Source organism: Paenibacillus sp. FSL H3-0457 (genome assembly GCF_037981725.1).
Taxonomy (GTDB): Bacteria; Bacillota; Bacilli; order Paenibacillales; family Paenibacillaceae; genus Paenibacillus; species Paenibacillus amylolyticus.
Window position 1 is genome coordinate 1,746,307 of record NZ_CP150283.1, and the last position, 22,981, is coordinate 1,769,287.

The 22,981-nt window shown below is 48.2% G+C and carries 19 protein-coding genes; 11 read left to right on the plus strand and 8 right to left on the minus strand.

From position 1 onward, the window contains the following. The first annotated feature begins 5 nt into the window (after positions 1-5). The 4 genes from cobT (at position 6) to MHH25_RS07740 (ending at position 4,242) form a co-directional block, all read left to right on the plus strand. Positions 6-1,127, plus strand: a complete 1,122-nt coding sequence (gene cobT, locus MHH25_RS07725; RefSeq protein WP_340019662.1) for a nicotinate-nucleotide--dimethylbenzimidazole phosphoribosyltransferase — start codon at positions 6-8, stop codon at positions 1,125-1,127. Next, entirely contained in the window at positions 1,124-1,684 is a 561-nt protein-coding gene (gene cobU, locus MHH25_RS07730; protein WP_036610730.1) for a bifunctional adenosylcobinamide kinase/adenosylcobinamide-phosphate guanylyltransferase, read from the plus strand. The genes cobT and cobU overlap by 4 nt, the downstream gene beginning before the upstream one ends. After that, positions 1,681-2,571, plus strand: coding sequence for an adenosylcobinamide-GDP ribazoletransferase (gene cobS, locus MHH25_RS07735; RefSeq protein ID WP_340019663.1), 891 nt, complete (start codon positions 1,681-1,683; stop codon positions 2,569-2,571). The genes cobU and cobS overlap by 4 nt, the downstream gene beginning before the upstream one ends. Positions 2,572-2,661: 90 nt before the next feature. Then, the gene (locus tag MHH25_RS07740) at positions 2,662-4,242 is read left to right on the plus strand and encodes a cobyric acid synthase (RefSeq protein WP_340019664.1); all 1,581 of its coding nucleotides are present in this window, start codon (positions 2,662-2,664) and stop codon (positions 4,240-4,242) included. A 126-nt stretch (positions 4,243-4,368) separates the two neighbouring features. Here MHH25_RS07740 and MHH25_RS07745 read toward each other — a convergent pair whose 3' ends face one another. Further along, positions 4,369-6,069: a methyl-accepting chemotaxis protein gene (locus MHH25_RS07745; RefSeq protein ID WP_340019665.1), complete on the minus strand. Its 1,701-nt coding sequence runs from the start codon at positions 6,067-6,069 to the stop codon at positions 4,369-4,371. Between the two features lie 352 nt (positions 6,070-6,421). On the opposite strand from MHH25_RS07745, the gene MHH25_RS07750 reads away from it, so the two are divergent. The 3 genes from MHH25_RS07750 to MHH25_RS07760 all read left to right on the plus strand — a co-directional run bounded on the left by MHH25_RS07750 (position 6,422) and on the right by MHH25_RS07760 (position 9,433). Beyond that, positions 6,422-7,819 (plus strand): L-cystine transporter, encoded by a 1,398-nt coding sequence (locus MHH25_RS07750; protein ID WP_076251589.1) that lies wholly within the window; start codon positions 6,422-6,424, stop codon positions 7,817-7,819. 374 nt (positions 7,820-8,193) lie between these two features. Then, a complete protein-coding gene (locus MHH25_RS07755; RefSeq protein ID WP_340019666.1) occupies positions 8,194-8,877 on the plus strand; it encodes a queuosine precursor transporter in 684 nt (227 codons plus the stop codon). A gap of 202 nt (positions 8,878-9,079) precedes the next feature. After that, a complete protein-coding gene (locus tag MHH25_RS07760; protein WP_127544142.1) occupies positions 9,080-9,433 on the plus strand; it encodes a hypothetical protein in 354 nt (117 codons plus the stop codon). A 290-nt stretch (positions 9,434-9,723) separates the two neighbouring features. On the opposite strand, the gene MHH25_RS07765 is transcribed toward MHH25_RS07760, so the two are convergent. Beyond that, positions 9,724-10,812 (minus strand): Xaa-Pro peptidase family protein, encoded by a 1,089-nt coding sequence (locus tag MHH25_RS07765; RefSeq protein WP_036610714.1) that lies wholly within the window; start codon positions 10,810-10,812, stop codon positions 9,724-9,726. 262 nt (positions 10,813-11,074) lie between these two features. Here MHH25_RS07765 and MHH25_RS07770 point away from each other — a divergent pair, with 262 nt between their 5' ends. Continuing rightward, positions 11,075-12,286 (plus strand): PQQ-dependent sugar dehydrogenase, encoded by a 1,212-nt coding sequence (locus tag MHH25_RS07770; protein WP_340019667.1) that lies wholly within the window; start codon positions 11,075-11,077, stop codon positions 12,284-12,286. Positions 12,287-13,059: 773 nt separating this feature from the next. On the opposite strand, the gene MHH25_RS07775 is transcribed toward MHH25_RS07770, so the two are convergent. Both MHH25_RS07775 and MHH25_RS07780 read right to left on the minus strand, forming a co-directional pair. Further along, on the minus strand, positions 13,060-13,791 hold the full coding sequence (locus MHH25_RS07775; RefSeq protein ID WP_340019668.1) for an MBL fold metallo-hydrolase: 732 nt from the start codon (positions 13,789-13,791) through the stop codon (positions 13,060-13,062). Between the two features lie 56 nt (positions 13,792-13,847). Continuing rightward, positions 13,848-14,390, minus strand: coding sequence for a hypothetical protein (locus MHH25_RS07780; RefSeq protein ID WP_340019669.1), 543 nt, complete (start codon positions 14,388-14,390; stop codon positions 13,848-13,850). 104 nt (positions 14,391-14,494) lie between these two features. On the opposite strand from MHH25_RS07780, the gene MHH25_RS07785 reads away from it, so the two are divergent. Then, on the plus strand, positions 14,495-15,358 hold the full coding sequence (locus MHH25_RS07785) for an SDR family oxidoreductase (RefSeq protein ID WP_340019671.1): 864 nt from the start codon (positions 14,495-14,497) through the stop codon (positions 15,356-15,358). A gap of 47 nt (positions 15,359-15,405) precedes the next feature. Here MHH25_RS07785 and thrS read toward each other — a convergent pair whose 3' ends face one another. The 3 genes from thrS to MHH25_RS07800 form a co-directional block, all read right to left on the minus strand. Next, on the minus strand, positions 15,406-17,406 hold the full coding sequence (gene thrS, locus MHH25_RS07790) for a threonine--tRNA ligase (RefSeq protein ID WP_340019672.1): 2,001 nt from the start codon (positions 17,404-17,406) through the stop codon (positions 15,406-15,408). 471 nt (positions 17,407-17,877) lie between these two features. Then, positions 17,878-19,638, minus strand: a complete 1,761-nt coding sequence (locus MHH25_RS07795) for a HAMP domain-containing sensor histidine kinase (protein ID WP_340019673.1) — start codon at positions 19,636-19,638, stop codon at positions 17,878-17,880. Continuing rightward, the gene (locus tag MHH25_RS07800; protein WP_340019674.1) at positions 19,635-20,396 is read right to left on the minus strand and encodes a response regulator transcription factor; all 762 of its coding nucleotides are present in this window, start codon (positions 20,394-20,396) and stop codon (positions 19,635-19,637) included. The genes MHH25_RS07795 and MHH25_RS07800 overlap by 4 nt, the downstream gene beginning before the upstream one ends. Positions 20,397-20,616: 220 nt before the next feature. Here MHH25_RS07800 and MHH25_RS07805 point away from each other — a divergent pair, with 220 nt between their 5' ends. Both MHH25_RS07805 and MHH25_RS07810 read left to right on the plus strand, forming a co-directional pair. After that, a complete protein-coding gene (locus MHH25_RS07805) occupies positions 20,617-21,717 on the plus strand; it encodes a M23 family metallopeptidase (protein WP_340019675.1) in 1,101 nt (366 codons plus the stop codon). 133 nt (positions 21,718-21,850) lie between these two features. Then, a complete protein-coding gene (locus tag MHH25_RS07810) occupies positions 21,851-22,354 on the plus strand; it encodes a GNAT family N-acetyltransferase (RefSeq protein WP_036610704.1) in 504 nt (167 codons plus the stop codon). Between the two features lie 116 nt (positions 22,355-22,470). Here MHH25_RS07810 and MHH25_RS07815 read toward each other — a convergent pair whose 3' ends face one another. Next, the gene (locus MHH25_RS07815; RefSeq protein WP_076251602.1) at positions 22,471-22,962 is read right to left on the minus strand and encodes a DinB family protein; all 492 of its coding nucleotides are present in this window, start codon (positions 22,960-22,962) and stop codon (positions 22,471-22,473) included. Between the last annotated feature and the right edge of the window lie 19 nt (positions 22,963-22,981).

The window sequence follows — 22,981 nt, forward strand, 5'->3', positions numbered from 1 at the left end:
GTTGTATGAATAATGAACAGGTGTTGGAGCATTTAACAAGTAAGATTACTGCTCCTGATCAGGAAGTGGCGGCAGAAACCTCTGCGCACGTGGATTCGTTGACGAAGCCACCGGGAAGCCTGGGCAAATTGGAAGAGCTGGTGATCCGCCTAGCAGGCATGACTGGCAATGCACGTCCGCGTTTTGATCACAGGGCGGTCATTGTCATGGCCGCGGATCACGGTGTAGTGGAAGAGGGCATCAGTGCTTTTCCTGCCGAAGTGACCCCGCAGATGGTCCTGAATTTCCTCGCTGGAGGTGCGGCAGTGAATGTGCTTGCCCGTCACGCCGGAGCTGGTGTGATCTGTGTGGATATCGGTGTGAATGCCGATCTTGAACATCCGGACCTGCTTTCCCGTAAAATTCGTAAAGGCACGGCCAACATGGCCCGGGGTGCAGCGATGACCCGGGATGAGGCAGTCAGCGCTATCCTTGCAGGAGCCGAAGTTGTATCAGCAGAGGTGGCGAAGGGAACACAGCTGTTTGTCACCGGGGAGATGGGAATTGGCAACACCACTGCAAGTGCTGCGGTAATGAGCGCGTTAACCGGAGTTGCACCAGCTGCCGCCGTGGGGCGAGGCACCGGCATTGATGATGCAGGCTTGCAGCGCAAGGCTGCTGTAGTCAGCCGGGCGCTTAGCGTAAACGCACCAAACCCGGAAGATGCACTGGATGTTCTGTGCAAGGTGGGTGGACTGGAGATTGCCGGACTCACAGGGGTTATTCTCGCAGCAGCTGCTCATCGTTGCCCTGTCGTTGTAGACGGGTTCATCTCTACCGCGGCAGCGCTGGTGGCGAGACAACTTGCACCTCTGAGCACAGCCTATATGATCGCTTCTCATACGTCACACGAAAATGGACATGGAGCGTTGCTGCGTGAACTGGACCTGAAAGCGATGCTGGATCTGGACATGCGTCTGGGTGAAGGCACAGGCGGGGTGCTCAGTCTTCATCTGATTGACGCAGCCTGTCTCATTCTGAACGAAATGGCGACCTTTGCAAGCGCGGGTGTCTCGGATGGAACAAGCCCTGCTCCAGATTCCGCTGCGTCGGTTGATTCATCCCTGCAAGGAGAGAGTTCACGATGAGTGTACTGGTGACAGGCGGCGCACGCAGTGGCAAAAGTTCCTTTGCCGAGCGTCTCTGCATGCAACGTTCCTCGGAGGCCTGGTATGTGGCGACAGCTCAGGCGTACGATGATGAAATGCGTGAGCGCATCGCCATGCATCAGCATCAGCGCGAGGCATCGGGGTATCTGTGGCATACAACAGAAGAGCCGATACATCTACCTGCTTTGATAAGCCGCATGGGTGAAGGGCATACAGGAACTTCTGCACCCACCATTCTGGTGGATTGCCTGACGCTATGGCTGACGAATGTTTTGTTAGCGCATGAGCATGACGAGAAGCAGGTGTTACAGGGACATTTGGACGCGCTCGTTGAAGCGATTCGAACCTATCCCGGGTTGCTTGTTCTGGTTACAAATGAAGTGGGAGATGGGATCGTACCGGAATATGCCCTTGGCAGGAAATATCGGGATTTGGCAGGTGTACTGAATCAGCGTATTGCGGCGATATGTGGTGAAGTGTTTCTGGTGACCGTAGGCATTGCGATTGAACTAAAAAGCAAGGAGTACCGCTTATGAAGGATGGCACGCCTGCTCCTCAGCGTAAACATGCGGCGGCAGCCGCTTTTCAATTTTTGTCCCGTTTCCCTGTCAAAATGCAAATCGATTTTGTCCCGCCGCTGCTGCGGGAAAGTGTAGTCTTTTATCCGCTGGTCGGTGCAGCGATTGGTCTGTGTGTCTGGCTCGCGGGAGCCTTAAGTGGTGCAGTGCTTCCGGCCTTTCCGGCTGCCGTCCTGACCTTGACGTTATGGGTATGGCTCACCGGAGGACTCCATCTTGACGGATGGATGGATACGGCGGATGGCTTGCTCAGTTATCGTACCCGTGAACGGATGCTGGAGATTATGAAGGACAGCCGTGTCGGGGCAATGGGCGTGATCGCCTGCGTGTTGCTTCTGATGATGAAGGCTGCGCTGATCGCCGATTTTATTGCCCGGGGCCACTGGGTGTACGGTGCGCTGCTGATCCTGCCCATGATCTGGAGCCGCTGGTTCATGGTGTATGCAATGGCGGCCTGGCCGAATGCACGCGAAGATGATGGACTTGCTGTATTGTTTAAAGGTCTCGGGGAGCGGAAGGAGGTCCAGCGTGCACGAAGTTCAGCTGTGGGCCTGACCTTGGTCGCAGGGGCAGTTACGTTTACTGCGGTGTGGCTTTTCAAGCCGGATATGGGGATTGCAGATGCGATGGTGAGTGGGCTGGGAACACTGCCATGGTGGCTATACCCGGTGACGGCGGTTATTGTACTGCCTGTGGCGTGTTATTATATCGGCCGATTCGTGGCTGCCCGGATCAGTGAAAGGCTCGGTGGTTTAACCGGGGATACGTATGGTGCCATGAATGAGCTGCTGGAGGCGGCTTTGTTGACTGTGCTGAGTGTGCTTCAAGGACTGTTCTGGCTGTAACTTTTGAAGTATGGAGCAGTTTGGAAAACGTTACGCATGAGGTTGGGAGCAAGGTGATCTGGATATAACACGGAGACAGGGGGAGAGAGCATGGAAGATAGGCGATCACAACCAGCGGCGGTACTGATGCTGCAAGGAACGGCTTCCGATGTGGGCAAAAGTGTCATCACAACGGCATTGTGCCGGATTTTTAAGCAGGATGGCTTCAAGCCTGCTCCGTTCAAGTCACAGAATATGGCACTGAATTCCTATGTGACGGAAGATGGCAAGGAGATTGGTCGGGCCCAGGGGGCACAGGCCGAAGCCTGTGGTATTGAGGCGACAACCGATATGAATCCAATCCTGATCAAGCCGGTGCGGGACATGCATTCGCAGATCGTGGTACATGGTGTACCTTTTGCCCAGATGAGTGCATCGGACTACCGTCAGCATTTCCTGCCTGAAGCAAAGCAGACGGTGATGGAGGCGCTGAATCGGTTGCGGGACACCTATGATGTGGTGCTGATGGAAGGAGCGGGCAGTCCGGCCGAGATCAATCTGAAGGACCGGGATATCGTCAACATGAATCTGGCAGGCTGGGCCGATGCGCCGGTGATTCTGATCTCCGATATTGATCGGGGCGGAGTGTTTGCTTCCATTGTAGGTACGCTGGAGCTGCTGGAACCGCATGAGGTGGCGCGAGTCAAAGGGTTCATTATCAACAAGTTCCGCGGTGATCTCTCCCTGTTGCAGCCAGGACTCGACTGGCTCGAAGAACGGACAGGCATTCCAGTATTAGGTGTTTTGCCTTACATAAGAGATATTCAGATTGAAGCAGAGGATTCGGTGGTGCTGGACTCCATGCGTCATGGTAAATCCGGCAAAACAGAGCTGGATCTGGCGGTGATCCGATATCCGCGAATTTCCAACTTTACAGACTTTGACGCACTTTCCCGTGAACCGGATGTGAATGTGCGTTACGTGACCTCGCCAGAGGAATTGGGCAGTCCGGATGCCATTCTTCTACCGGGTACGAAGGATACCATAGGTGACCTGGCATTTCTGCGTGAGTCTGGACTGGAACAGGCGATTGCGAGCCAGACCGAGCGTGAGCATGTTCAGCTCGTAGGAATATGTGGCGGATACCAGATGCTGGGACGTCATCTGAAGGACCCGTTTGCTGTGGAGGCGAATCAGATCCAGGAAGCAAAAGGACTTGGCTGGCTCCCGCTATCGACAACATTTCTTCAGGAAAAGCAGACCGTCAGAGCTTCCGGACGGGTGCAGCCTGATCACCCGCTTCGTCTGTATGGTGAGCAAGATGTAGCAGATGCTTCATTACCCATTAACGGATATGAGATTCATATGGGCGTTACGGAGTGTCACGAGCCTGAACGTGTAACGGCGTTGTTTGAAATCTCGCATCCAGGTGGTCAACCTTTCCAAGAAGGCTGGGGCTCAGTAGATGGCAGGGTGTGGGGAACCTACCTGCATGGTTTGTTTGAAAGTGATCAATTCCGACGTTCGTGGCTGAATGCCTTGCGTGCAGGAAAGGGACTGGCTCCACTTCAGGAGACATATAGTGCGCATGAGCGTAAGGAGATGGAGTTCGATCGGGTAGCTGAATCGTTGCGTTCAGCATTGGATATGAAGCGCGTGTACGAGATTATGGGTGTTCAGGCACCTGAGTGAAACAACAATACCCCCATGTCCGGCAAACCGTTCTCTAGAAACGGAATGTTAGCGACATGGGGGTATTGTATATCCTATGATTAAATGAGGTTTAAAACAGGTGATGATAGGTTAATGGTTAAACTGTTAGTTTATTTTGAAATTTTTCATAGCGGATTGCAGCTCTATAGCTTGTTCATGCAGATGACGAACTGTATTCGAATGTGAGTCCATCTCGCTGAGCTGCAGATCTGCTGTTGAAGCAATCTGTAACATGCTCTCACGGGATTTGGTCGTAATCTGTGCCGTTTCTTCAACGGATGCACTCACTTCTTCAGCACCAGCTGATACTTGTTGTGTAGAAGCCGAGACAGTCTGAATGGTCAGATTCACGTTCTGAATCAATTCATTCAGTTGCTGGAAGGCTGAGCCTGCTTGTTGAACGATAGTTGTGCCTGAACCAATCTCCTGGGTTACACGGTTCATGGCATCAACCGAGCGTTCAGCATCTTCACGAATGGTACCCAGATAATCCGATATTTCTTCCGTGGCTGTCTTGGATTGCTCGGCAAGTTTACGAACTTCTCCAGCAACAACAGCGAATCCGCGACCATGCTCTCCGGCACGTGCTGCTTCGATGGAGGCATTGAGTGACAGCATGTTAATCTGTTTGGTGATTTCAAAAATGGAAGCAACAATGGTGCCGATGGCTACCGAACGTTCATTCATAGTTTCAACATATCGCAACGATTCGCTTGCTGTCTGGCCTACACGCTCCATCTGCTCAATGGCATTCTGAGCCAGTCGGTTACCGTTAACTGCCTCGTTGGCTGCTTCACCAATCTGGTCAGACACTTCAGCAGAAGAAGAAGCAATATGCATGATACCTTGCGTAATTTCTTCCATAGCTCTGGCGTTCTCGGATGCGCTTGACGCAATGCTGATGCTGCCTTTTTCTGCATCTTCTGCAGAGCGGCTGGAGTTTCGAACCATACCGGACATCGATTCAACCCGCTGAAGCAGGTCATTGGAGCCTGATACAACTTCATTGGACGTGGACAAGGCACGACTAATCATTTCTTTCAGGTTATGCGTCATCGTCTGGAAGCTTGCGGCAAGCTGGGCAATTTCATCTTTACCTTTGATCTCTAGTTCAGCGGTCAGATCACCCTGGGATATTTGTTTGCTATGTTGAACGAGCTTGATGATTGGTTTGGTAACTCTTTTGATCATACTAGTGGAGATAAGCCAGCCGAGTACAAACACTAATGCTGTAATTCCAAGACACAACCAGAAAATCTGGGTAATCTTGTCTTGAATGAACTGGGCATCCATGCTCACAGCCATAATCATGTTACTTCCTGCAATGGGGATAAAGGCTGCTTTATGTACACCAAAGGAATCGGAGTAGACCTCGCTGATTACCATTTCTTTGTTCTCAATAGCTGCATTCATTGCGGGTTCTACACTAATCTCATCCTGGGCTTTCATGTTTGAAGAAGGGTTGGCCACAACGACTTTGGCTGAGCCATCTTGAATAGCAACAACGTAAGCCGCATCCAAATTATGTTCTTTTGCTTTATCTGCCAGGTACGATTCCACGGTCATGGCAGCACCTTCAGAACCGGCTCCGCCACTCTGTACCTGTAGGATTTTGGATGCTGAAGTATTCTTGTATATATCCTGAATGGACGTGTTTAGGACTTTGTCAAACTGCGGAAGCACGTAGCTTTGAATAATATTCATCGATACGGCGTAAAAACTAATACTGAACAACAGGGAAGCAACCAGCAGAACGAGGAACAAGGTGCCTCTGATTTTACCGGCAACGGTGCGATTACGAAACATATGATCATCCTTTCACGTCAAGTTCATTAACATTGTCGCTTTTCCGTAATCCTAAGACCTATCTACCAATGAAGAAAGACCTAAATTGAACATTGAGAAAACTTGGGAATAAGCGGATATACCTATATTACAAAATTAACCGGAGGTTGAATAGAACAATTTTCACGATTTGGTGTATTTTTTTCAGAAATAGATGAATCTGTTACATGCATATTACATAATATCAATTAATACCTACCAGAATAGTTTGTTATATGTTATATTGTAAAATGTCTTTGTCGGAAGTACAAAAGATAGAAGAGAAAACCGGATATTCTCCGGTTACACACATGCCTGAGGAGGATTTAAAGAAATGGATACTTTTCTAGTCATATTGAATGTAGTGGTTATACTTGCCTTACTTGGTATCCTCTACTGGATGCAGAAAAAGCATATCTCCTTTACAAAACGCGTATTTGCGGGTCTGGGACTGGGGGTTGTTTACGGGGTTATTCTCCAATTGGTGTACACATCAGGTTCTGATGTAGTTACGAAATCAGTCGATTGGTTCAATCTGGTCGGTTCAGGATATGTTCGTTTGTTACAAATGGTCGTGATCCCATTGATCATGGTGTCGATCATTTCGGCCATTATGAATCTGAAGGGCAAACAAAATCTCGGCAAGATGAGTGTTTCCATTATTGCCATTCTGTTGATCACCACAGCGATTGCCGCAGGTGTCAGCATTGTAACGAGCCTTGGCTTTAACCTGACTTCCATTGAGATTCAAGGAGGAGACCGGGAGAATGCGCAGATTCAGAAGGTGGAGGAACGGCTTGTTGATGTGAAGGATCAGACAATCCCGCAGCAAGTGCTGGAATTCATTCCTTCGAATCCATTTGCAGATATGACAGGAGAACGTCGTACATCCACACTGGCGGTGGTTATCTTCTCCGCGTTCATCGGTGTAGCTGTACTTGGACTGGATCGCAAAAAACCTCAGCAGGCGGAGACGTTCCGCGGTATGGTTAATGCGGTATATGCGGTGGTTATGCGAATTGTTACACTGGTGCTGAGGCTTACGCCTTACGGGATTTTAGCACTGATTACAAAGGTAACGGCGACAACCAATGCGGAAGAGATATTAAAGCTCATCAAATTCGTGATTGCATCTTATATCGCGCTGGCGATCATGTTTATTATTCACTTGATCATTATCTCGCTGTCCGGGTTCAACCCGATTACGTATTTGAAGAAGGTGCTGCCAACACTGGTATTTGCCTTTACATCCCGTTCAAGTGCAGCGGCGATCCCGCTGAATGTGGAGACACAGACGAAGAAACTCGGCGTATCGGACGGCATTGCGAACCTGTCTGCAAGCTTTGGGGCTACGATTGGGCAAAACGGCTGCGCCGGGATCTATCCGGCCATGCTGGCGGTGATGATTGCTCCGACGGTCGGCATCGACCCGTTGAGCTGGGACTTCATTGTGACTTTGATCCTCGTAGTCATGATCAGTTCGTTTGGTGTGGCTGGCGTTGGCGGCGGGGCAACCTTCGCTTCCCTGATCGTATTGTCCACCATGAATCTGCCTGTGGCTCTGGTTGGACTGCTCATTTCCGTGGAGCCGCTGATCGACATGGGTCGTACAGCGCTTAACGTGAACGGGTCGATGACATCAGGACTCGTAACGAGCAGAATTTTGAAGGAAAACGATCGGGACACGTTTAACGATCAGAGTCGTGAGCTGGATTCTGCGGCTCAGGCTTAATACAGAATGGATTAGATAGAAGCTCACATTAAGATAGCTAGAGCCGTCTACAAATCAAGTGAGAAAAGCCGTCCTTCGGAGGAATCCGGAGGGCGGTTTTTTTTGCGGCAATCAAACTATGCTGTGCACAGTGGTGAAGCAGTCTTCTTTTTCTATACACGGTGCAAGGGGAATAGAGGTAGGAAAAACTAGTATGGTCGAGAGGGAAGCGGAGGAATATAGAAGGGGTCGTAGTCACTCAGGCAGACTTGGAGTTATTTAGTTCTGTTCATGGGACGAGAAATGTGATAGAGTATTCATGTTTTGGCCCTGAGCCAAACCGCGGTTCGTAACCATCCCGCGTAATCAAAACTAGGAAGGCAGTGTATGTATTTATGTTTAACTTAGGGTGGGGAGCAGTTTTTGTTCTCGTAACTTATGGATTTTTCCTGTTGTGTTACCGCTTGTTCGGTAAAAAAGGTCTCTATGCCTGGATTGGTGTGGCTACGGTTATAGCCAACATTCAGGTGACCAAAACGATAGATATCATGGGAATTGTACTGACGTTAGGCAACACGATGTATGTCAGCATGTACCTGACCAGTGACCTTCTTAATGAAAAATATGGACCAGGTGAGGCACGCAAAGCCGTATGGTTTGGATTCTTCACGCTCATCATGACAACGGTTCTGATGCAGATGGTGTTGTACTTTGACCCGGCACCAACGGACTTTGCACAGGATTCGATGAAAACATTGTTTGGTCTGCTGCCACGTTTGGCACTCGGAAGTCTGACGGCATACTTCATAAGTCAGTTCCTGGATGTTCGATTGTACTCCTGGCTGCGCAAGGTGGCTCCAGGGCGCAACCAGTTGTGGATTCGCACCAACGGTAGTTCCATCATCAGTTCATTTGTGGATACACTGGTGTTCTGCACGATCGCGTTTGCGTTCATCTACCCTTGGGATGTTTGGCTGGAAATCTTCCTGACTACGTATGTTATCAAATTTGTATTAACTGCGGTCGGAACGCCATTTCTGTATGCTGCACGTAGCTTTAAGTTTAAGGATGAAGCTTAGACAATATTCAAAGAATATCACTTAAAAAAAACCTCTGCGCGGTCAATTGTAATTCGGACTCTGCAAGGTTTTTTTTCATAGAAAAGACCCGAAACAAGAAAAATCCTTTTTACATTTTTATGAAAAAGTTATAATATAAACGACCTGTCGTTATGAGCGTGTATCAATAGGAATGATCATTTCATACAAAGGGGAATCGCACATGTACTCTACACTGCGTTATAAACTGGAAAGCAATGGCACAACCTACGAGAATGATAGCATTAATGCCTCGTTATTGGTGGAGTTGATCTCCAATCTGGAATTGCAGGAATTCGTAGTACTTGTACCTTCCGAGCTGGTGGAGGGAAGTATGTATATGCAGGCTGCTGCGCTTGAGGAACCGGGGCAAATGGTGGCGGAGATTCGTTTGCAGGAAGGCGAGGGCGGTTTCCGACATTACAGCTGCAGAACAACAGATACGACTGGGATTATTCAATGGTTTCTGGATTACTGGGGGAAGCAACAGCTGCCACAGCTGGAGTCTTGGCAGGATATTACGCATGAGTTTGACTAATGGTAAATGAGTGAGCAGGAATAAAATTACGTAGAATGCAGACGGAGTAATTTAGGATATGCTTTGTATTAATTAAAATCCCGCAACCCATGATATTCATGGATTTGCGGGATTTTTGCGTTCGCGTGTGTACTTGCTACTTTTTCTGTATACAGGCCTGAGGCGTACGCGAAAAGAGTATATTATTTTGAAGAACAGTTCAGCGCAGTTTCGTGCAGTTTAGTTCATGATGCATAATATCGGCTAAGCATTGATGTATCTGGGCTATTTTTGACATAGATCCAATTGAATTAGTCGCTAAGGATTTGCAGTTCTTTTGGATATGTCGTCAGAACTTCGATACCCGTCTCGGTCACAATTACATCATCTTCGATACGGACGCCGCCTGCAGCGGTATAGATGCCCGGTTCAATCGTGAATACGGTACCTTCATTCAGGATGTCCATATTCTCTCCATGGAGAGAAGGATACTCATGTACGTCGATACCCAATCCATGGCCTACTCTATGCATAAAGCGCTCGCCGTATCCCGCTTCTTCCGTGACCTGGCGTGCTGCACGATCCACTTCGGCGCAGGTGATGCCTGGTTTCACGATTTGGATAGCAGCTTCGTTCGCTGCGAGTACAGTGTTATAGATGGTTTTGAGTTCAGGTGAGATGTCACCAAAGGCGAATGTACGTGTGATATCCGAGGCATATCCTCCAGCATACACACCCATATCAAACATCAACAGGTCACCATGTTGCAGTTTCCGTTCACCGGGTGTACCGTGTGGCAGACCTGTTTTGGGTCCCGTGAGCACCATGGTATCAAAGGAAGGGCCGTCGGCACCCAGCTTTTTCATCTGATACTCCATCTCTGCGACAAGTTCGATCTCGGTTACGCCTGTGCGAACATGAGAGAGTCCTTGACGCAATGTTTCTTCAATCAGATATATGGCGTGGCGAATGCGGGCTACCTCATCCGGTGTTTTTTTCACACGTAATGTGCGAAGCAGGGGGCCAACATCTTCAAAGCTGGCAGCACCTAGCGCGGCGGTTAGTTGTTCATAACGTGCAACCGTCACGTATTCTTTCTCGAGACCAACCCGGCCCAAGCGCCCCTGATAACGATCGAACAAAGCGTACGGATTATCCGTATCCGTGTGAGTGGCAATGTTGGATACCGAGGAAGCGGCTGCGGCAGCTTCAGCATCAAGCGCAGGTACAATCAACAGGGGCTCTTCGCCACGTGCGAGAACCAGACCGAGGAAGCGTTCATGCGGATTGCTCGCAAATCCAGTTAAATAGTAGATATGTTTTGGATCTGTGATCAGCATGGCGTCCAATCCTTGCCCGGACAGATCGGCTTCAAGACGAGATAAAGGGTTTTGATTCATAAGTGTAGTTGTCCACCTTTCCATTCATACTATCCTTCTATTATAAAAGATTATGATGGAATTCCAAACTGCGGTGATTTCATATCCTCGGAATACCTTGAATTCTCGGTTTAAGCGGCTGGTATGAAGGGTAATACAGGGCGAAACCGCTTAACAGATGAATAATAACACCACAACAATAGAGAGCAATCCATTAATAATACGTTGAAGCTTGATTTATTTATTTTATACAGAAGAACGAAATACGAAGGGAGATGTAATCATGAATAATCGAGTAACCGTTCCGCTGTATGCTTCATTATTAAGTGTGGCACTGTTAACCGCGTCATGTTCTTCAGGCGAACCTTCTACGGGAGGAACAGAGCAGACGTCTCAGGGACAGGGAACAGGTCAGGGACAGACGGCCAACGGAGGCAATACCGGTGCAAGTGGAAATGAGAGTGGAGCGCAGGGAGAGACTGTTATTCCGTATCAGGCATCTGTTCTGGTTGAAGGATTGAATGCACCATGGGAGATTGTGAGTGTGCCTGATGGTCGGATGTTTGTAACGGAACGCCCTGGTGCGATTCGGGTCATTGAGGATGGAAAACTAGCCCCTGAACCACTGATTGAATTCTCAGCCCCGTTTAATGAAGAAGGTGAAGGAGGTCTGTTGGGTCTTGCGGCTGATCCGGACTTCGAGGAGAACGGTTATCTGTATACGTACCACTCCTATTTGGAAGGCGACGACATTGCCAATCGAGTGTTACGTCTCAAGGTGAATGATGGCAAAGCGGTCATAGATCAAGAGTTGCTTGGTAACATTCCAGGCGGAACAAATCATAACGGTGGGCGGATCAAAATTGGCCCGGACAAGTTGCTCTATATCACGACAGGTGAGCGTTATGAACCTGAACTGTCACAGAACAAAGATAGCCTTGGAGGTAAAATATTGCGGATAGGTCTCGACGGATCGATCCCAGCAGACAACCCATGGCCGAATTCGCCTGTGTATAGTCTGGGACACCGTAACGCACAGGGACTGGCATGGAATCCGGACAACGGTTACCTCTATTCTACCGAGCATGGTCAGCGGAATCATGATGAGATCAACCGGATTGTGGCCGGGGAGAATTATGGCTGGCCCGAGGTAGAAGGAGACGACGATGACAATGGCGCATATCAGGCTCCGCTTGCACATAGTGGGAACGATACATGGGCGCCGTCTGGTGTAGCTTTTGTAGAAGAAGGACCTTGGGCTGGATCACTGATTGCTGCAAATCTGCGTGGAGAGCAGCTGCTGAAGGTTACTCTTTCGGAAGATGGTACACAGGTGGAGAAGGTGGAACCCATCTTCGAAGATGAATGGGGCCGGATTCGCAATGTGAGTGCTGGTGAGGACGGGAAGTTGTATGTGCTTACGAACAATCGGGATGGACGAGGATCGCCGCGTGATGGAGATGACAAGCTGATTGTACTAACTCCGGAGAGCTGAGTCGGGGTCAGGGGAGAGAAAATCAGTGTTGTAGGACAACGTCGAACCGAACTCGTCTCCCCGTAAGGTAGTGGATGGAGTAAGTTTAAAACGAACGGTTGCCGCTTATCTTGAGCCAAAGCCCTGAAATGTCCTGAATCTGAATCGCTCTAAATAAAATTTTTCTAACGAACCTGACGCACCTTAAATAGAGGTTTGGTGACGATCGTAGGATTTAAAGAACCTCAGCCACGTTATAATGCCAAAATTCACTCGAAACCTGCGGAAAAATCAATGAAATGAGTAACTAAGGTGTCTGGAGTTCGTTAGAAAATCTTGATACTCAAAATACTGCGTATAGAGTGTCTGAGATTCGTTACAAAACAACTATAACGTTTAGACTGTGCCCAATTCGTTAGAGATGGACCTCAGTCAATAAGTAGACACTTACGTTACGGATTTTCCGGTGAATTGTTTTGCCAAACGGGCAGGGGAAAGATACTGTGCACATGTCGTAGTTCAACATAAGATACTGCGTGCATACTGTATGAATAGCGTGCACAATAGGAGCTACCATACGGTCAACACCAGTGCAGTAGAATAGTAGAAGTGCGTGGTTAATTAATTAAAGGAGCTGTCCCCGTCAAATTCATGACTTATGGGACAGCTCCTTGATTGTAATGTATGTGTCATCCTAATCTTGAATGAGCTACAACGCACAATGCCGCACGAAGAGAAACAGCGTTAATAGGATGCGTTATCGTTCCAAAAAACTCACAGCTCCGCGTTCTTTACTACTCTGCGCTCTCCGCAAGTGTGGCAATACGCTGAGCCGGATCATTCATGTATACTCCACCGTGATAACAGAGAACCTTATTGAGCTTAAGGTCGGTCAGTTTCTTCAGGCTTCGCAGCGCTTCAGGCATGTCCGGTGTCGCTTGTGGTGCAGGGCCAACCAGTTCATCATCGACCACACGAAGTTCATCGGCAGCGAGCAGGAACTGTTGCTCCCCGAAATACAGGCAGATATGACCTGGCGTATGTCCCGGTGTATGAATGACTTGTGTACCACCTTGAAGGGGTAACAAGTCTCCGTCCGCCAGAGTTCTGCTAATGTTCACTTCAGGCAGCTGCAAGAGCAGTTGGTCTGCCAGTGCCAAAACGGGCGCGGGCAGCAGAGCACGACGTTCAGGCGTGAATTTGATCAAAGGCTTCTCACCGGTTAGATATGGAATCTCATCGGCATGTGCCCAGATTTCCAGATCAGGGATGGCATCCAGCAGAGCACCCAAGTTACCGATATGATCGATGTCCTGATGAGTAATAATCACACGTTTGACGTCCGAGAGCTGTACGCCCTCTTGTTCCAATGCGGATTGAAGTTCTGCAAATTGTCCAATCATGCCGGTATCCACCAAGGTAACGCCATCTACATCACGAAGCATGACGGGGAATATGGGGCTGTTCCCGGAAGGTGTGGGAATCTGAAGATTTAGCACAGTAATTGAAGTTGTTGGATGGCTCATGGTTATCCGGACCGTAGTCCGGTACACCTCCTTATATTTTTTAGCGATGATTGTTGTTATTCAGGGCGATTATATTTTAAGTGTTTTCTATATTTTTTAACGGTATGGAGCAGTGCTTCGAACGTTTCTTCTTCATTACTGCCGTCCTTAACGATGGTGACAAATGAGAAATTATCATGAACAAGTTTGTTTCTCGTCTGAAACACCAGGCTAAGGGCGTCAGCAAAGTGTTCTTTTTCGGATTCCAGAGCAATGAACTCTTTACTCAGTTCGGACTGAATAATCTCCATATTGGAGCGTGCACGGTAGGCAGGAGTTTTCATCAGCTGAGTCGAATTAAACTTTTTCTGATATACGTCTCTGTACAGTTGATGTAACATTTGTTCAATAATGGCGCATAGTTCGATGACCAGTGAAGCATATCTTCGGTTTTTGCGTTTTCGGGTGAGCTCACGTGTTTCTTCTTTGTCCAAAATACCGTATTTTTCATACAGCGTAGAATCAACGTTCTGCAAGATTTCCTGATATTCCTGTTCGAGTAGTGCGATTTCAAGTTTGGCTTGTTTTTTAACTTTTTTAAAATCTTCTTTGGTCAGCATACTTGTCCTCCCATGGAAACCGAGATGTGATCCTATCATTATCTCATATTGTCCGTCGTTGCGCCTCTAATTTCGGAACCTCAGGTTCAGAAGGGAAGTACCTCATGTCCAATCAGACAGCAATTGTAACAGGAGCTAACTCAGGTATGGGGTTGGCAACCACCATTGAACTTGCAAGACAAGGATATCGGGTAATCATGGCATGCCGCAGTGAGAAGCGCGGACAGGAGGCTCTTCAGGAAGCTGTGCGTCAGTCCGGTTCTTCTGCGATTGAATTGATGCTGTGTGACCTGGGTTCACTCGAAAGTATACGCCAGTTTGCCGGCACATTCCGCGAGCGTCATGATCACCTTGATGTTCTGGTTAATAATGCGGGGGTAGTGATGGTTAAGCGGAAGGAAACCTCAGACGGGTTCGAACAAAGTATCGGTATTAACCATCTGGGACATTTCCTGCTGACCTTACTTTTGATAGAACCTCTGAAAGCTGCGAAGCAGGGACGGGTTGTGAACGTTTCGTCAGGTGCCTACAAGGCCGGCAAAATCCACTTCGAAGATCCACATCTGCACAAAGGTTATAATCCGATCAAAAGTTATGCTCAATCCAAACTGGCGAACGTGCTGTTCACTCGTGCACTGGCTAGCAAACTGTCAGGTACGTTTGTCACAGTGAACTGTCTACACCCTGGTGCGGTGGGAACGAGTATTGGCGTAGATCGCAATACCGGATTTGGCACACGCATTATGGCATTTGCAGGTAAACTTCCATTCTTTCTGTCCTCTGAAGAAGGGGCGCGAACGGCTGTTTATCTGGCCACAAGCCCTGAAGTCGTCGGCATCACCGGTCGTTACTTCTATCAACAGAAAGAGCAGCAGCTGAAGGCACATGCCGTTGACGATGCTTCAGCTGAGCGTTTCTGGACGTGGAGCGAAGAACAGGTGGGGCTAAGAGATGACGAGAAGTTGTAATTCAGCACAAGCTGATGAGTGACTCATGAATAGAGTCGTTACATATTTTATACTTTTGCCTTCACAGCTTGTTGGATCATTTCAATAACAGCTTCAATACGTTGGATGCCTTGATCTCCCTGACCGTATGCACGGACAGAGGCGGATGAGGCATTTTTCTCATTCTCACCAAGCACGAGCGAATAAGGCACTTTTTCCATCTGGGATTCACGGATTTTGTACCCGAGCTTCTCGCTACGAAGATCTGTTTCTACCCGAATGCCCGCAGCACGGAGTTGGCTCTGTACTTGGAGTGCATAGTCTTCGTAATGATCTGATACAGGCAACAGCTTCACTTGCACAGGTGCGAGCCAGAGTGGAAATGCTCCTGCATAGTGTTCAGTCAGGATGCCGATGAAACGATCGATGGAACCGTAGATGGCACGATGGATCACGACAGGACGGTGTTTCAGACTATCTTCGCCAATGTAAGTGAGGTCGAACTTCTCCGGCATTTGAAAATCAAGCTGGATTGTTCCGCACTGCCAGCTACGCTTCAGCGCATCGAGGATATGAAAGTCAATTTTCGGTCCATAAAAGGCACCGTCCCCTTCGTTAATGCGATACTCCACGCCCCGGCGATCTAGTACATTTTGCAATGCACGTTCCGCCTGATCCCACAGTTCTTCCGATCCCATGGAGTCTTCTGGACGAGTGGACAATTCAATCTTATATTCGAATCCAAAGATATCGTACATACGTCCAATCAGTGAGATTGCCTGATTGATCTCGTCCTCGATCTGCTCTGGCATGACGTAGAGATGGGCATCATCCTGGCAGAATGTCCGCACACGCATCATGCCGTTCAGGGCACCTGAGAATTCATGACGGTGAACCTGACCAAATTCCATCATGCGAATGGGTAATTCGCGATAGGAATGAAGTGTGTTTTTGAAGATCAGCATATGCCCAGGGCAGTTCATCGGTTTCAGTGCAAAAGTGGCATCGTCCACTTCCGAGAAATACATGTTGTCCTTGTAATGCTCCCAATGGCCGGATTGCTCCCACAGTCGGTTGTTCATCATGAGAGGAGTCCGAACTTCCTGATAACCTTCCTGTAATTGCAGCTCACGCGAGAATTGCTCCAGTTCAGTGCGAACAGTCATACCTTTGGGCAGATAGAAGGGCATGCCGGGCGCTTCTTCGGAGAACATGAACAGTTCAAGTTCTTTGCCAAGTTTACGATGATCCCGTTTCTTTGCTTCTTCGAGCATGTGCAGATGTTCATCCAGTTGGGCTTTGTTCGGGAAAGCAGTGCCGTAGATGCGTTGCAACATCTTATTATCCGAGTTCCCCCGCCAGTACGCACCAGCTACATTCAACAGCTTGAACGCTTTGATCCGACCAGTAGATGGAAGATGGGGACCACGACACAGATCGAAGAACTCTCCTTGATCATAGATCGAAAGCTCGGCGTCCTCTGGCAAATCCTGAATGAGTTCAAGCTTGTAAGGGTCCTGGATTTCTCCGAAGATACGGAGGGCTTCTTCCCGGCTAACGACCCGCCGACTGATCTTTTCATTTTCCTGAATAATTTTGTTCATTTCCCGTTCAATGGCAGCCAGATCACTGATGGACAAGGCATGCTCCAGATCAACATCGTAATAGAATCCATCTTCAATGACTGGGCCGATACCCAGTTTCACTTGTTCTGCACCGTAGATGCGTTTGAGTGCCTGTGCGAGCACATGTGCTGCGCTGTGACGATAACGATACAGACCTTCCGCACTTTCTAAAGTAACGATAACAAGTTCGCAATCTTGCTGGAGCACCCAATCGAGATCGACATTTTGACCATCTACAATACCGCCGATAGCCTGTTTCCCAAGACTTGTGCTGATAGATGAGGCAACCGCACCTACAGTGATGCCTGCTTCGTAAGAACGTATCGCGCCACCTTGCAGATGGACCTCAATGGAATGACTGGATGGTTGAAGATCATTTGCTTGGTTGTTTATTTCGTTACCTGATTTGTTGCTTACTGAGTTACTGTTTTCTTGTTTGCTCATGTGAACCACTCTCCATTTCTTAAAATGAAAGCGCAAAAAACACCCGTCCCGGAAAAGGGACGAGTGCGCTTGGCTCGTGGTTCCACCCTAATTTTGGTTATGGTGCACCCTGTTCTCGGCCAGCCGCCGGAACAGAAAACATCATAACCCTCATTGGAATCCGTTATCGGGGATCAGGCGGTGAACTCTACTGGCAGCAAGCAAACATCCGAGGGAAGTTCGAAATGCTGAGGTTCGAGGTCACGGCTGCAGAGGGGTAATTCCGGTCCGTTCGCTGAAGAAGGTTTCACCAATCCCCTCTCTCTCTGGGCAGCACGCAAACGAAATCATGTCTCTGGTCATCGCCAAATATGTTAGATCAACTCATTCAAATTATTCTGAAATGTGTTGCATTCAATATTAATATATTGGAACAGGTGTTATTGAGTGTCGATTATATAGACTGAAAATGGAAAGGTCAAGCGGAACATTTTAATTGGTTTCGGACGGCCCATCCCATATTAAGCGAATGATCGTTCCTTCACCAGGGGTGGACTGCACCTCAATACGACCATTCATGGCTTCGATCAAACCTTTGGTTACCGCCATGCCCAGCCCTGATCCAACGTCCGATGTACCTGTATCTGTACCGCGATAGTATCGTTCAAATAACTTCCATACCATCTCGGAGTCCATGCCTCTTCCATTATCGGCAAACTGAATGCTGAATTCATCTGCCTGCTTACCAGAATGCACGCTGACAACCAGGATGGACTCGGCCGGATTATGAAGAAGGGCATTGGCAGTCAGATTATCCACAATTCGTTCAAACGACGGAATATGGACAAGTCCATACACAGGCACTTCGGAAGGTTGGAATAGGATGCGACCTTCTCCATATGCGGGATTCCGTTCAGCGCGCTGGATCAGATCACGGAGCAACGTATTTACGTCAGTCTCTTCCACCACAGGTTGATATCCTCCACTGCGTAATCGATAGGTCATGGCAAGGTCGTTGACAAGCCTGTCCATATACATGGACTTATCGAGCATTATGCCTGCGAATTCCCTGACTTCCTCCGCGGTCCAACTATACTTATCCGCCTCAAGCATATGAGCATATCCCTGAATGGAGGAGAGGGGTGTCTTCAGGTCATGTGTTATGCCAGCAATCCACTCCTCCCGCAGAGAATCGGTCTGTTTCCGAAGTTCTTCATCTTGCTTCAAAGTGTGAGACAGGGCCTGCATGGAGCGAAGCACTTCAGCATACACGTTGTATTTTCGTTTCCATTTTCCGTTACGACGCTGACTGCGAGGCACTCCAGAGGCTCCGGCAGGTTCCTCGTAATGTCCTCGCTCCAGACGTTGTAACCATTGGAGCATATGCAGCATGGGTGAGCCAAATCGGTTGGCATACCAGAAGGCAAGCAAAATGAGCAGCATGATGATAGACACGATCAATACAACCAATGCCGGTTCCAGAATAAAACTGTAGGGGTTTTGAGTTCCGGTCGCCAATGGATCACCAGGTATGCTAATCAGCCAGGTGGTTTCATTCTGTTCGTCGTACCACGTTGCAACAGACATACCTGATCGACTCGGATAGCGAATTTGCAGAACCAGTTCCTGAATGGTGTATTCGCTTGGTACGCCCATGGCTGGTTTATTATAGGAGGAGAGCTCGCTTCCTGATGCGTCCAATACTTGAAGATAAGCATTGGCGGCATGGAGGGCCTCCTGTTGGTCGGGCCGAAGGTCAAGCTTCCCGTTGGTGAAAGCAAGGTCTGAACGAATGTTATTCATTAAGGACTTGGCCGGATTACTCTCGCCATATAACAAGGTGAAGTTCTTCCCGTTTTTCTCCCGGATGAGCATGGCGATCTGATAAGGGAACGGCTTCTGGCTTTCCCAGTATGCAATCAGTTCCCCCGGTTTATAGTGAGAAGGAACATCGGCGGGTGTGTGATATTCATCAATGGCGTTGCCTTGTTCGTCAAGAACTTGGAGCCAGCCTTGATTTTTATCCACTTGCTTTAGCAATTCAGGGTCATACCGGATGGTATTATCCGGCAGGATCTCTGCTGTACTAATCAATTGTTCCAGACCGTTAAGAGCAAAATCATCTACCAGATTCACTTCATTTACCTTTTGCACGACCCAGTAAGTCGCTACAGAACCAAGCAGGATGATAAGAACGACTGCACCGGCAAGCATCCCGATAAACCGGGTCATTAACCTGCGCCGAATACTCATGATCGTGACACATGTTCCGGCTGAATCAATTTGTAACCCAGACCCCGGACGTTGACGAGAAACACCGGATTGGAAGGATCGGCTTCAATGCGCTCCCGAATGCGGTGAATATGAACCATCACGGTATTGTCATCACTAATGGCTTCAGAGCCCCATACTCGCTCATATAGATCTGATTTGGTGAAGATTCGATTGGGATGTTTGCAGAAAAAGAGTAACAGTTGGAACACAAGTGCCGGACAAGATACGGACTCACCTTCAACACGAAGTTCACCAGCCCACTCCAGCACTTGAAACCGTCCAAAGTCGTACACGCCTTCCGATGTGCTGGGAGATGACGTATTTACGTTAGATGGGACGTGATTCGAGATCGCTGCGGTTTTAGATGGTAAATAACGCTTCAGTAATGATTTAATTCGAGCAACGACTTCCAGCGGATTAAAGGGTTTGGCGACATAATCGTCGCCACCAACGGCGAATCCGGTTAATTTGTCATAATCGGTTGTTTTGGCCGTTAGAAACAGGATAGGCGCATCGGTGACCTGCCGTAGAAAAGGACAGATTTCCAGTCCGCTTTTGCCAGGAAGCATGATGTCGAGCACGATGCAATGATACGTCTTGTTGTTGCATGCCTCCATGGCAGCTTCGCCTGTTGTAACGGTATCAATATCGAGAAACTGCTCTTTGAGCAGAACGGTTTTGAGCATATGCAGAATAGCCTGTTCATCATCCACAAGCAGTAATGAGACGTTATCCATAGTTTAAAATTGACCTCCTGATCCTTCCGTTGTGTGTATTGCTAATCATACCATCCAAGAAGGCTGTATAACGTATGAGCTATCTTAACGGAATCTTAATTATACAGCGTTAGAGGGCGTTGCAAGTTTAACTACATGTAAGATGGGGTTAGACGAAGGATAAGACTCATTCTGTACACTTAACTGGAAAGTATAACGATTAACTGAAGGGATGTTGAGAATGAACAGAGAAGGTCATCTGAAATCAGAACAACAAACACATTCAAAATTACAGAATAGAAAGGGCTGGAAGGTGCTTGCGATTACCCTTGGAGCTTGCGTAATACTGTCTGCTTGCGGCAACAGTAACTCCATTACTTCCGACCAGGCAGAGCAGCAGTCAGCAGAACAGGCGTCCAATAATGAAGCGAGCGAGAACTCCAATCAGGAGCAGAACTCAAGTTCAGAGGTGAGCGCAGTGGTTACACCGGACAATTTCATAGATACGCTGATGAACGGTTCAAAGGATGCAATCTATAATCAATTCTCTCCGGAATTGAAGGGGACGTTAACGCTTGAACAGTTCAAAACGACGGCCGATCCTTTTTTGGAGGGTGTTGAATCATGGGAGCAAGTGGTAGACGCCAAAATGAATCAAATATCTGAGGTGGCCTGGAAGGATCAGACTGGGACGAAAGGAATTCGAGCCTATTTTTCCGAAGAAAATCAAATTAAAGGTCTCTCGATCCAACCGCTGCAAGCTCATGAGGACACGGATGCTAAATTCACCAAAACCGAATTTAAATTGCCGATGAAGGGAGAATGGTATGTATTCTGGGGAGGCAATGATGTGTTGTCGAACTATCATTATGAGCATGAAACCCAGCGGTATGCGCTGGATATCGTTCGGACCAAAGAACAATCCAGTTATCAAGGTGATGCAACGGCAAACGAAAACTACTATGCTTTTGGTGAACCACTTTATGCAGCTGCCGATGGTACTGTCGTCGAGATCAAGAACGATATACCGGACAATGTGCCGGGTGTCATGAATCCGGAAGAACCGGCCGGTAACTATGTGGTGATCGACCATGGCAACAGTGAATACAGCATCACAGGACACATCAAGGAAGGCAGTGTTTCGGTCAAAAAAGGAGATAAGCTCAAGCAGGGAGACCCTATCGGTGAGCTTGGTAATTCGGGAAATTCCAGTGAAGCTCATCTGCATTTCCAGGTATCGAATGGCCCGGATCTGTTCACATCTCGCTCAATTAACATTCGTTGGGCAGACCAGAGTCAGCAGTTCACTCGTGGTAACACAATACAGGGACTGCCAGAGTAATGATGGTGGCGTATCGCCCGCGGTATTAATGAGTAATTCTCTGTCACAATGTTAGGGATGACGAAGACTTCTCTTCTCCGTTATAATATCTTCTATAATTAGAGGTTTGATCTGGAATGATGGAGGAATAGCGATGAAACTGGAAGATGTGCAGATTGAATATGCGCGCCTGGAGGACTTGCCGAGGATTGTGGAGATTTATAATTCTACTATTGAGGGCCGTATGGCAACAGCGGATTTGGAGCCAGTGACGGTGGAGCAACGTTTGCCTTGGTTCGAGGAACATACACCGGAACATCGTCCGCTTTGGGTGATGAAGCAGGCAGGACAGGTGGTAGCTTGGGCGAGTCTCAGCTCGTTCTATGGACGTCCTGCGTATAATGGAACGGTGGAAGTCAGTGTATACGTGGATCAGCAATGCCGCGGAATTGGGGCTGGTGGACGTTTGCTCGAAACGGTATTTGCAGCATGTCCTGCACTTGGAATTAAGACCATTCTTGGATTTGTCTTCGGGCATAACGAACCGAGTCTGGGGTTATTGCGCAAGCATGGTTTTGAACAGTGGGGATATTATCCCGAAGTGGCCGTGTTGGATGGTGTGAATAGAGATCTGGCGATTTTGGGCAAAAAAATATAAGTGTCGTTCTTATTCGTAACATAAGAACACTGAAAACCTCCAACCTAAATTAATAGGATTGGAGGTTTTTTTGTCGTTCGACTATATTCTATGCTATGTGAAAGTGTAGGTTGTGCTTACACGCCAAGCTGCTTTTTAATCTCTTGAATCTGTCCCAGATGACGTTCCTCATGATAACTTGTAAAGTCAATCCATTGGGTAAGATCCATCTCACCAAATACGGGATGAGGAAAGGACTTGCTGCGCAGCAGGTCAGGATCATGATCCAATGCAAAGTTGTTTAACGCTTGGTGAGATTCGTCCAGATCACTGCGGACGTCTGCGAGTGCTTCAGGCGCTGCTGGAGGCTGAAGATGGGGTGGTGCCTCGACGGAGCGGCTGCGGTCCAACGATAATTCATATGGTTTTTTGTCCACAGACACCGTCTGTTCCTTCTCGAGGGCCAGGCGGGCTTGTTTTCCAATAACATTTTCCATCAGATTCAGATGTCGTAGTACTTGCATAATACTCCATTGTTGGGGTGAAGGTTTTCGGTTCAATTGTTCTTCTTCGAGTCCAGAGACTGCTTCCCAGATTTGGTTGCGTATATTGTCATTACGAGTAAACATTGTGGAATCCTCTCCTTAT

What these genes read in the sequence shown, in the direction of transcription:
- MHH25_RS07780 (WP_340019669.1), bottom strand. Translation starts at nt 14,390, where the DNA reads ATGCTGACCAAAGAAGATTTTAAAAAAGTTAAAAAACAAGCCAAACTT.
- MHH25_RS07770 (WP_340019667.1), top strand. Translation starts at nt 11,075, where the DNA reads ATGAATAATCGAGTAACCGTTCCGCTGTATGCTTCATTATTAAGTGTG.
- MHH25_RS07740 (WP_340019664.1), top strand. Translation starts at nt 2,662, where the DNA reads ATGGAAGATAGGCGATCACAACCAGCGGCGGTACTGATGCTGCAAGGA.
- thrS (WP_340019672.1), bottom strand. Translation starts at nt 17,406, where the DNA reads ATGAGCAAACAAGAAAACAGTAACTCAGTAAGCAACAAATCAGGTAAC.
- MHH25_RS07755 (WP_340019666.1), top strand. Translation starts at nt 8,194, where the DNA reads ATGTTTAACTTAGGGTGGGGAGCAGTTTTTGTTCTCGTAACTTATGGA.
- cobT (WP_340019662.1), top strand. Translation starts at nt 6, where the DNA reads ATGAATAATGAACAGGTGTTGGAGCATTTAACAAGTAAGATTACTGCT.
- MHH25_RS07805 (WP_340019675.1), top strand. Translation starts at nt 20,617, where the DNA reads ATGAACAGAGAAGGTCATCTGAAATCAGAACAACAAACACATTCAAAA.
- MHH25_RS07745 (WP_340019665.1), bottom strand. Translation starts at nt 6,069, where the DNA reads ATGTTTCGTAATCGCACCGTTGCCGGTAAAATCAGAGGCACCTTGTTC.
- MHH25_RS07760 (WP_127544142.1), top strand. Translation starts at nt 9,080, where the DNA reads ATGTACTCTACACTGCGTTATAAACTGGAAAGCAATGGCACAACCTAC.
- MHH25_RS07785 (WP_340019671.1), top strand. Translation starts at nt 14,495, where the DNA reads ATGTCCAATCAGACAGCAATTGTAACAGGAGCTAACTCAGGTATGGGG.
- MHH25_RS07750 (WP_076251589.1), top strand. Translation starts at nt 6,422, where the DNA reads ATGGATACTTTTCTAGTCATATTGAATGTAGTGGTTATACTTGCCTTA.
- MHH25_RS07795 (WP_340019673.1), bottom strand. Translation starts at nt 19,638, where the DNA reads ATGAGTATTCGGCGCAGGTTAATGACCCGGTTTATCGGGATGCTTGCC.
- cobU (WP_036610730.1), top strand. Translation starts at nt 1,124, where the DNA reads ATGAGTGTACTGGTGACAGGCGGCGCACGCAGTGGCAAAAGTTCCTTT.
- MHH25_RS07765 (WP_036610714.1), bottom strand. Translation starts at nt 10,812, where the DNA reads ATGAATCAAAACCCTTTATCTCGTCTTGAAGCCGATCTGTCCGGGCAA.
- MHH25_RS07775 (WP_340019668.1), bottom strand. Translation starts at nt 13,791, where the DNA reads ATGAGCCATCCAACAACTTCAATTACTGTGCTAAATCTTCAGATTCCC.
- cobS (WP_340019663.1), top strand. Translation starts at nt 1,681, where the DNA reads ATGAAGGATGGCACGCCTGCTCCTCAGCGTAAACATGCGGCGGCAGCC.
- MHH25_RS07810 (WP_036610704.1), top strand. Translation starts at nt 21,851, where the DNA reads ATGAAACTGGAAGATGTGCAGATTGAATATGCGCGCCTGGAGGACTTG.
- MHH25_RS07800 (WP_340019674.1), bottom strand. Translation starts at nt 20,396, where the DNA reads ATGGATAACGTCTCATTACTGCTTGTGGATGATGAACAGGCTATTCTG.
- MHH25_RS07815 (WP_076251602.1), bottom strand. Translation starts at nt 22,962, where the DNA reads ATGTTTACTCGTAATGACAATATACGCAACCAAATCTGGGAAGCAGTC.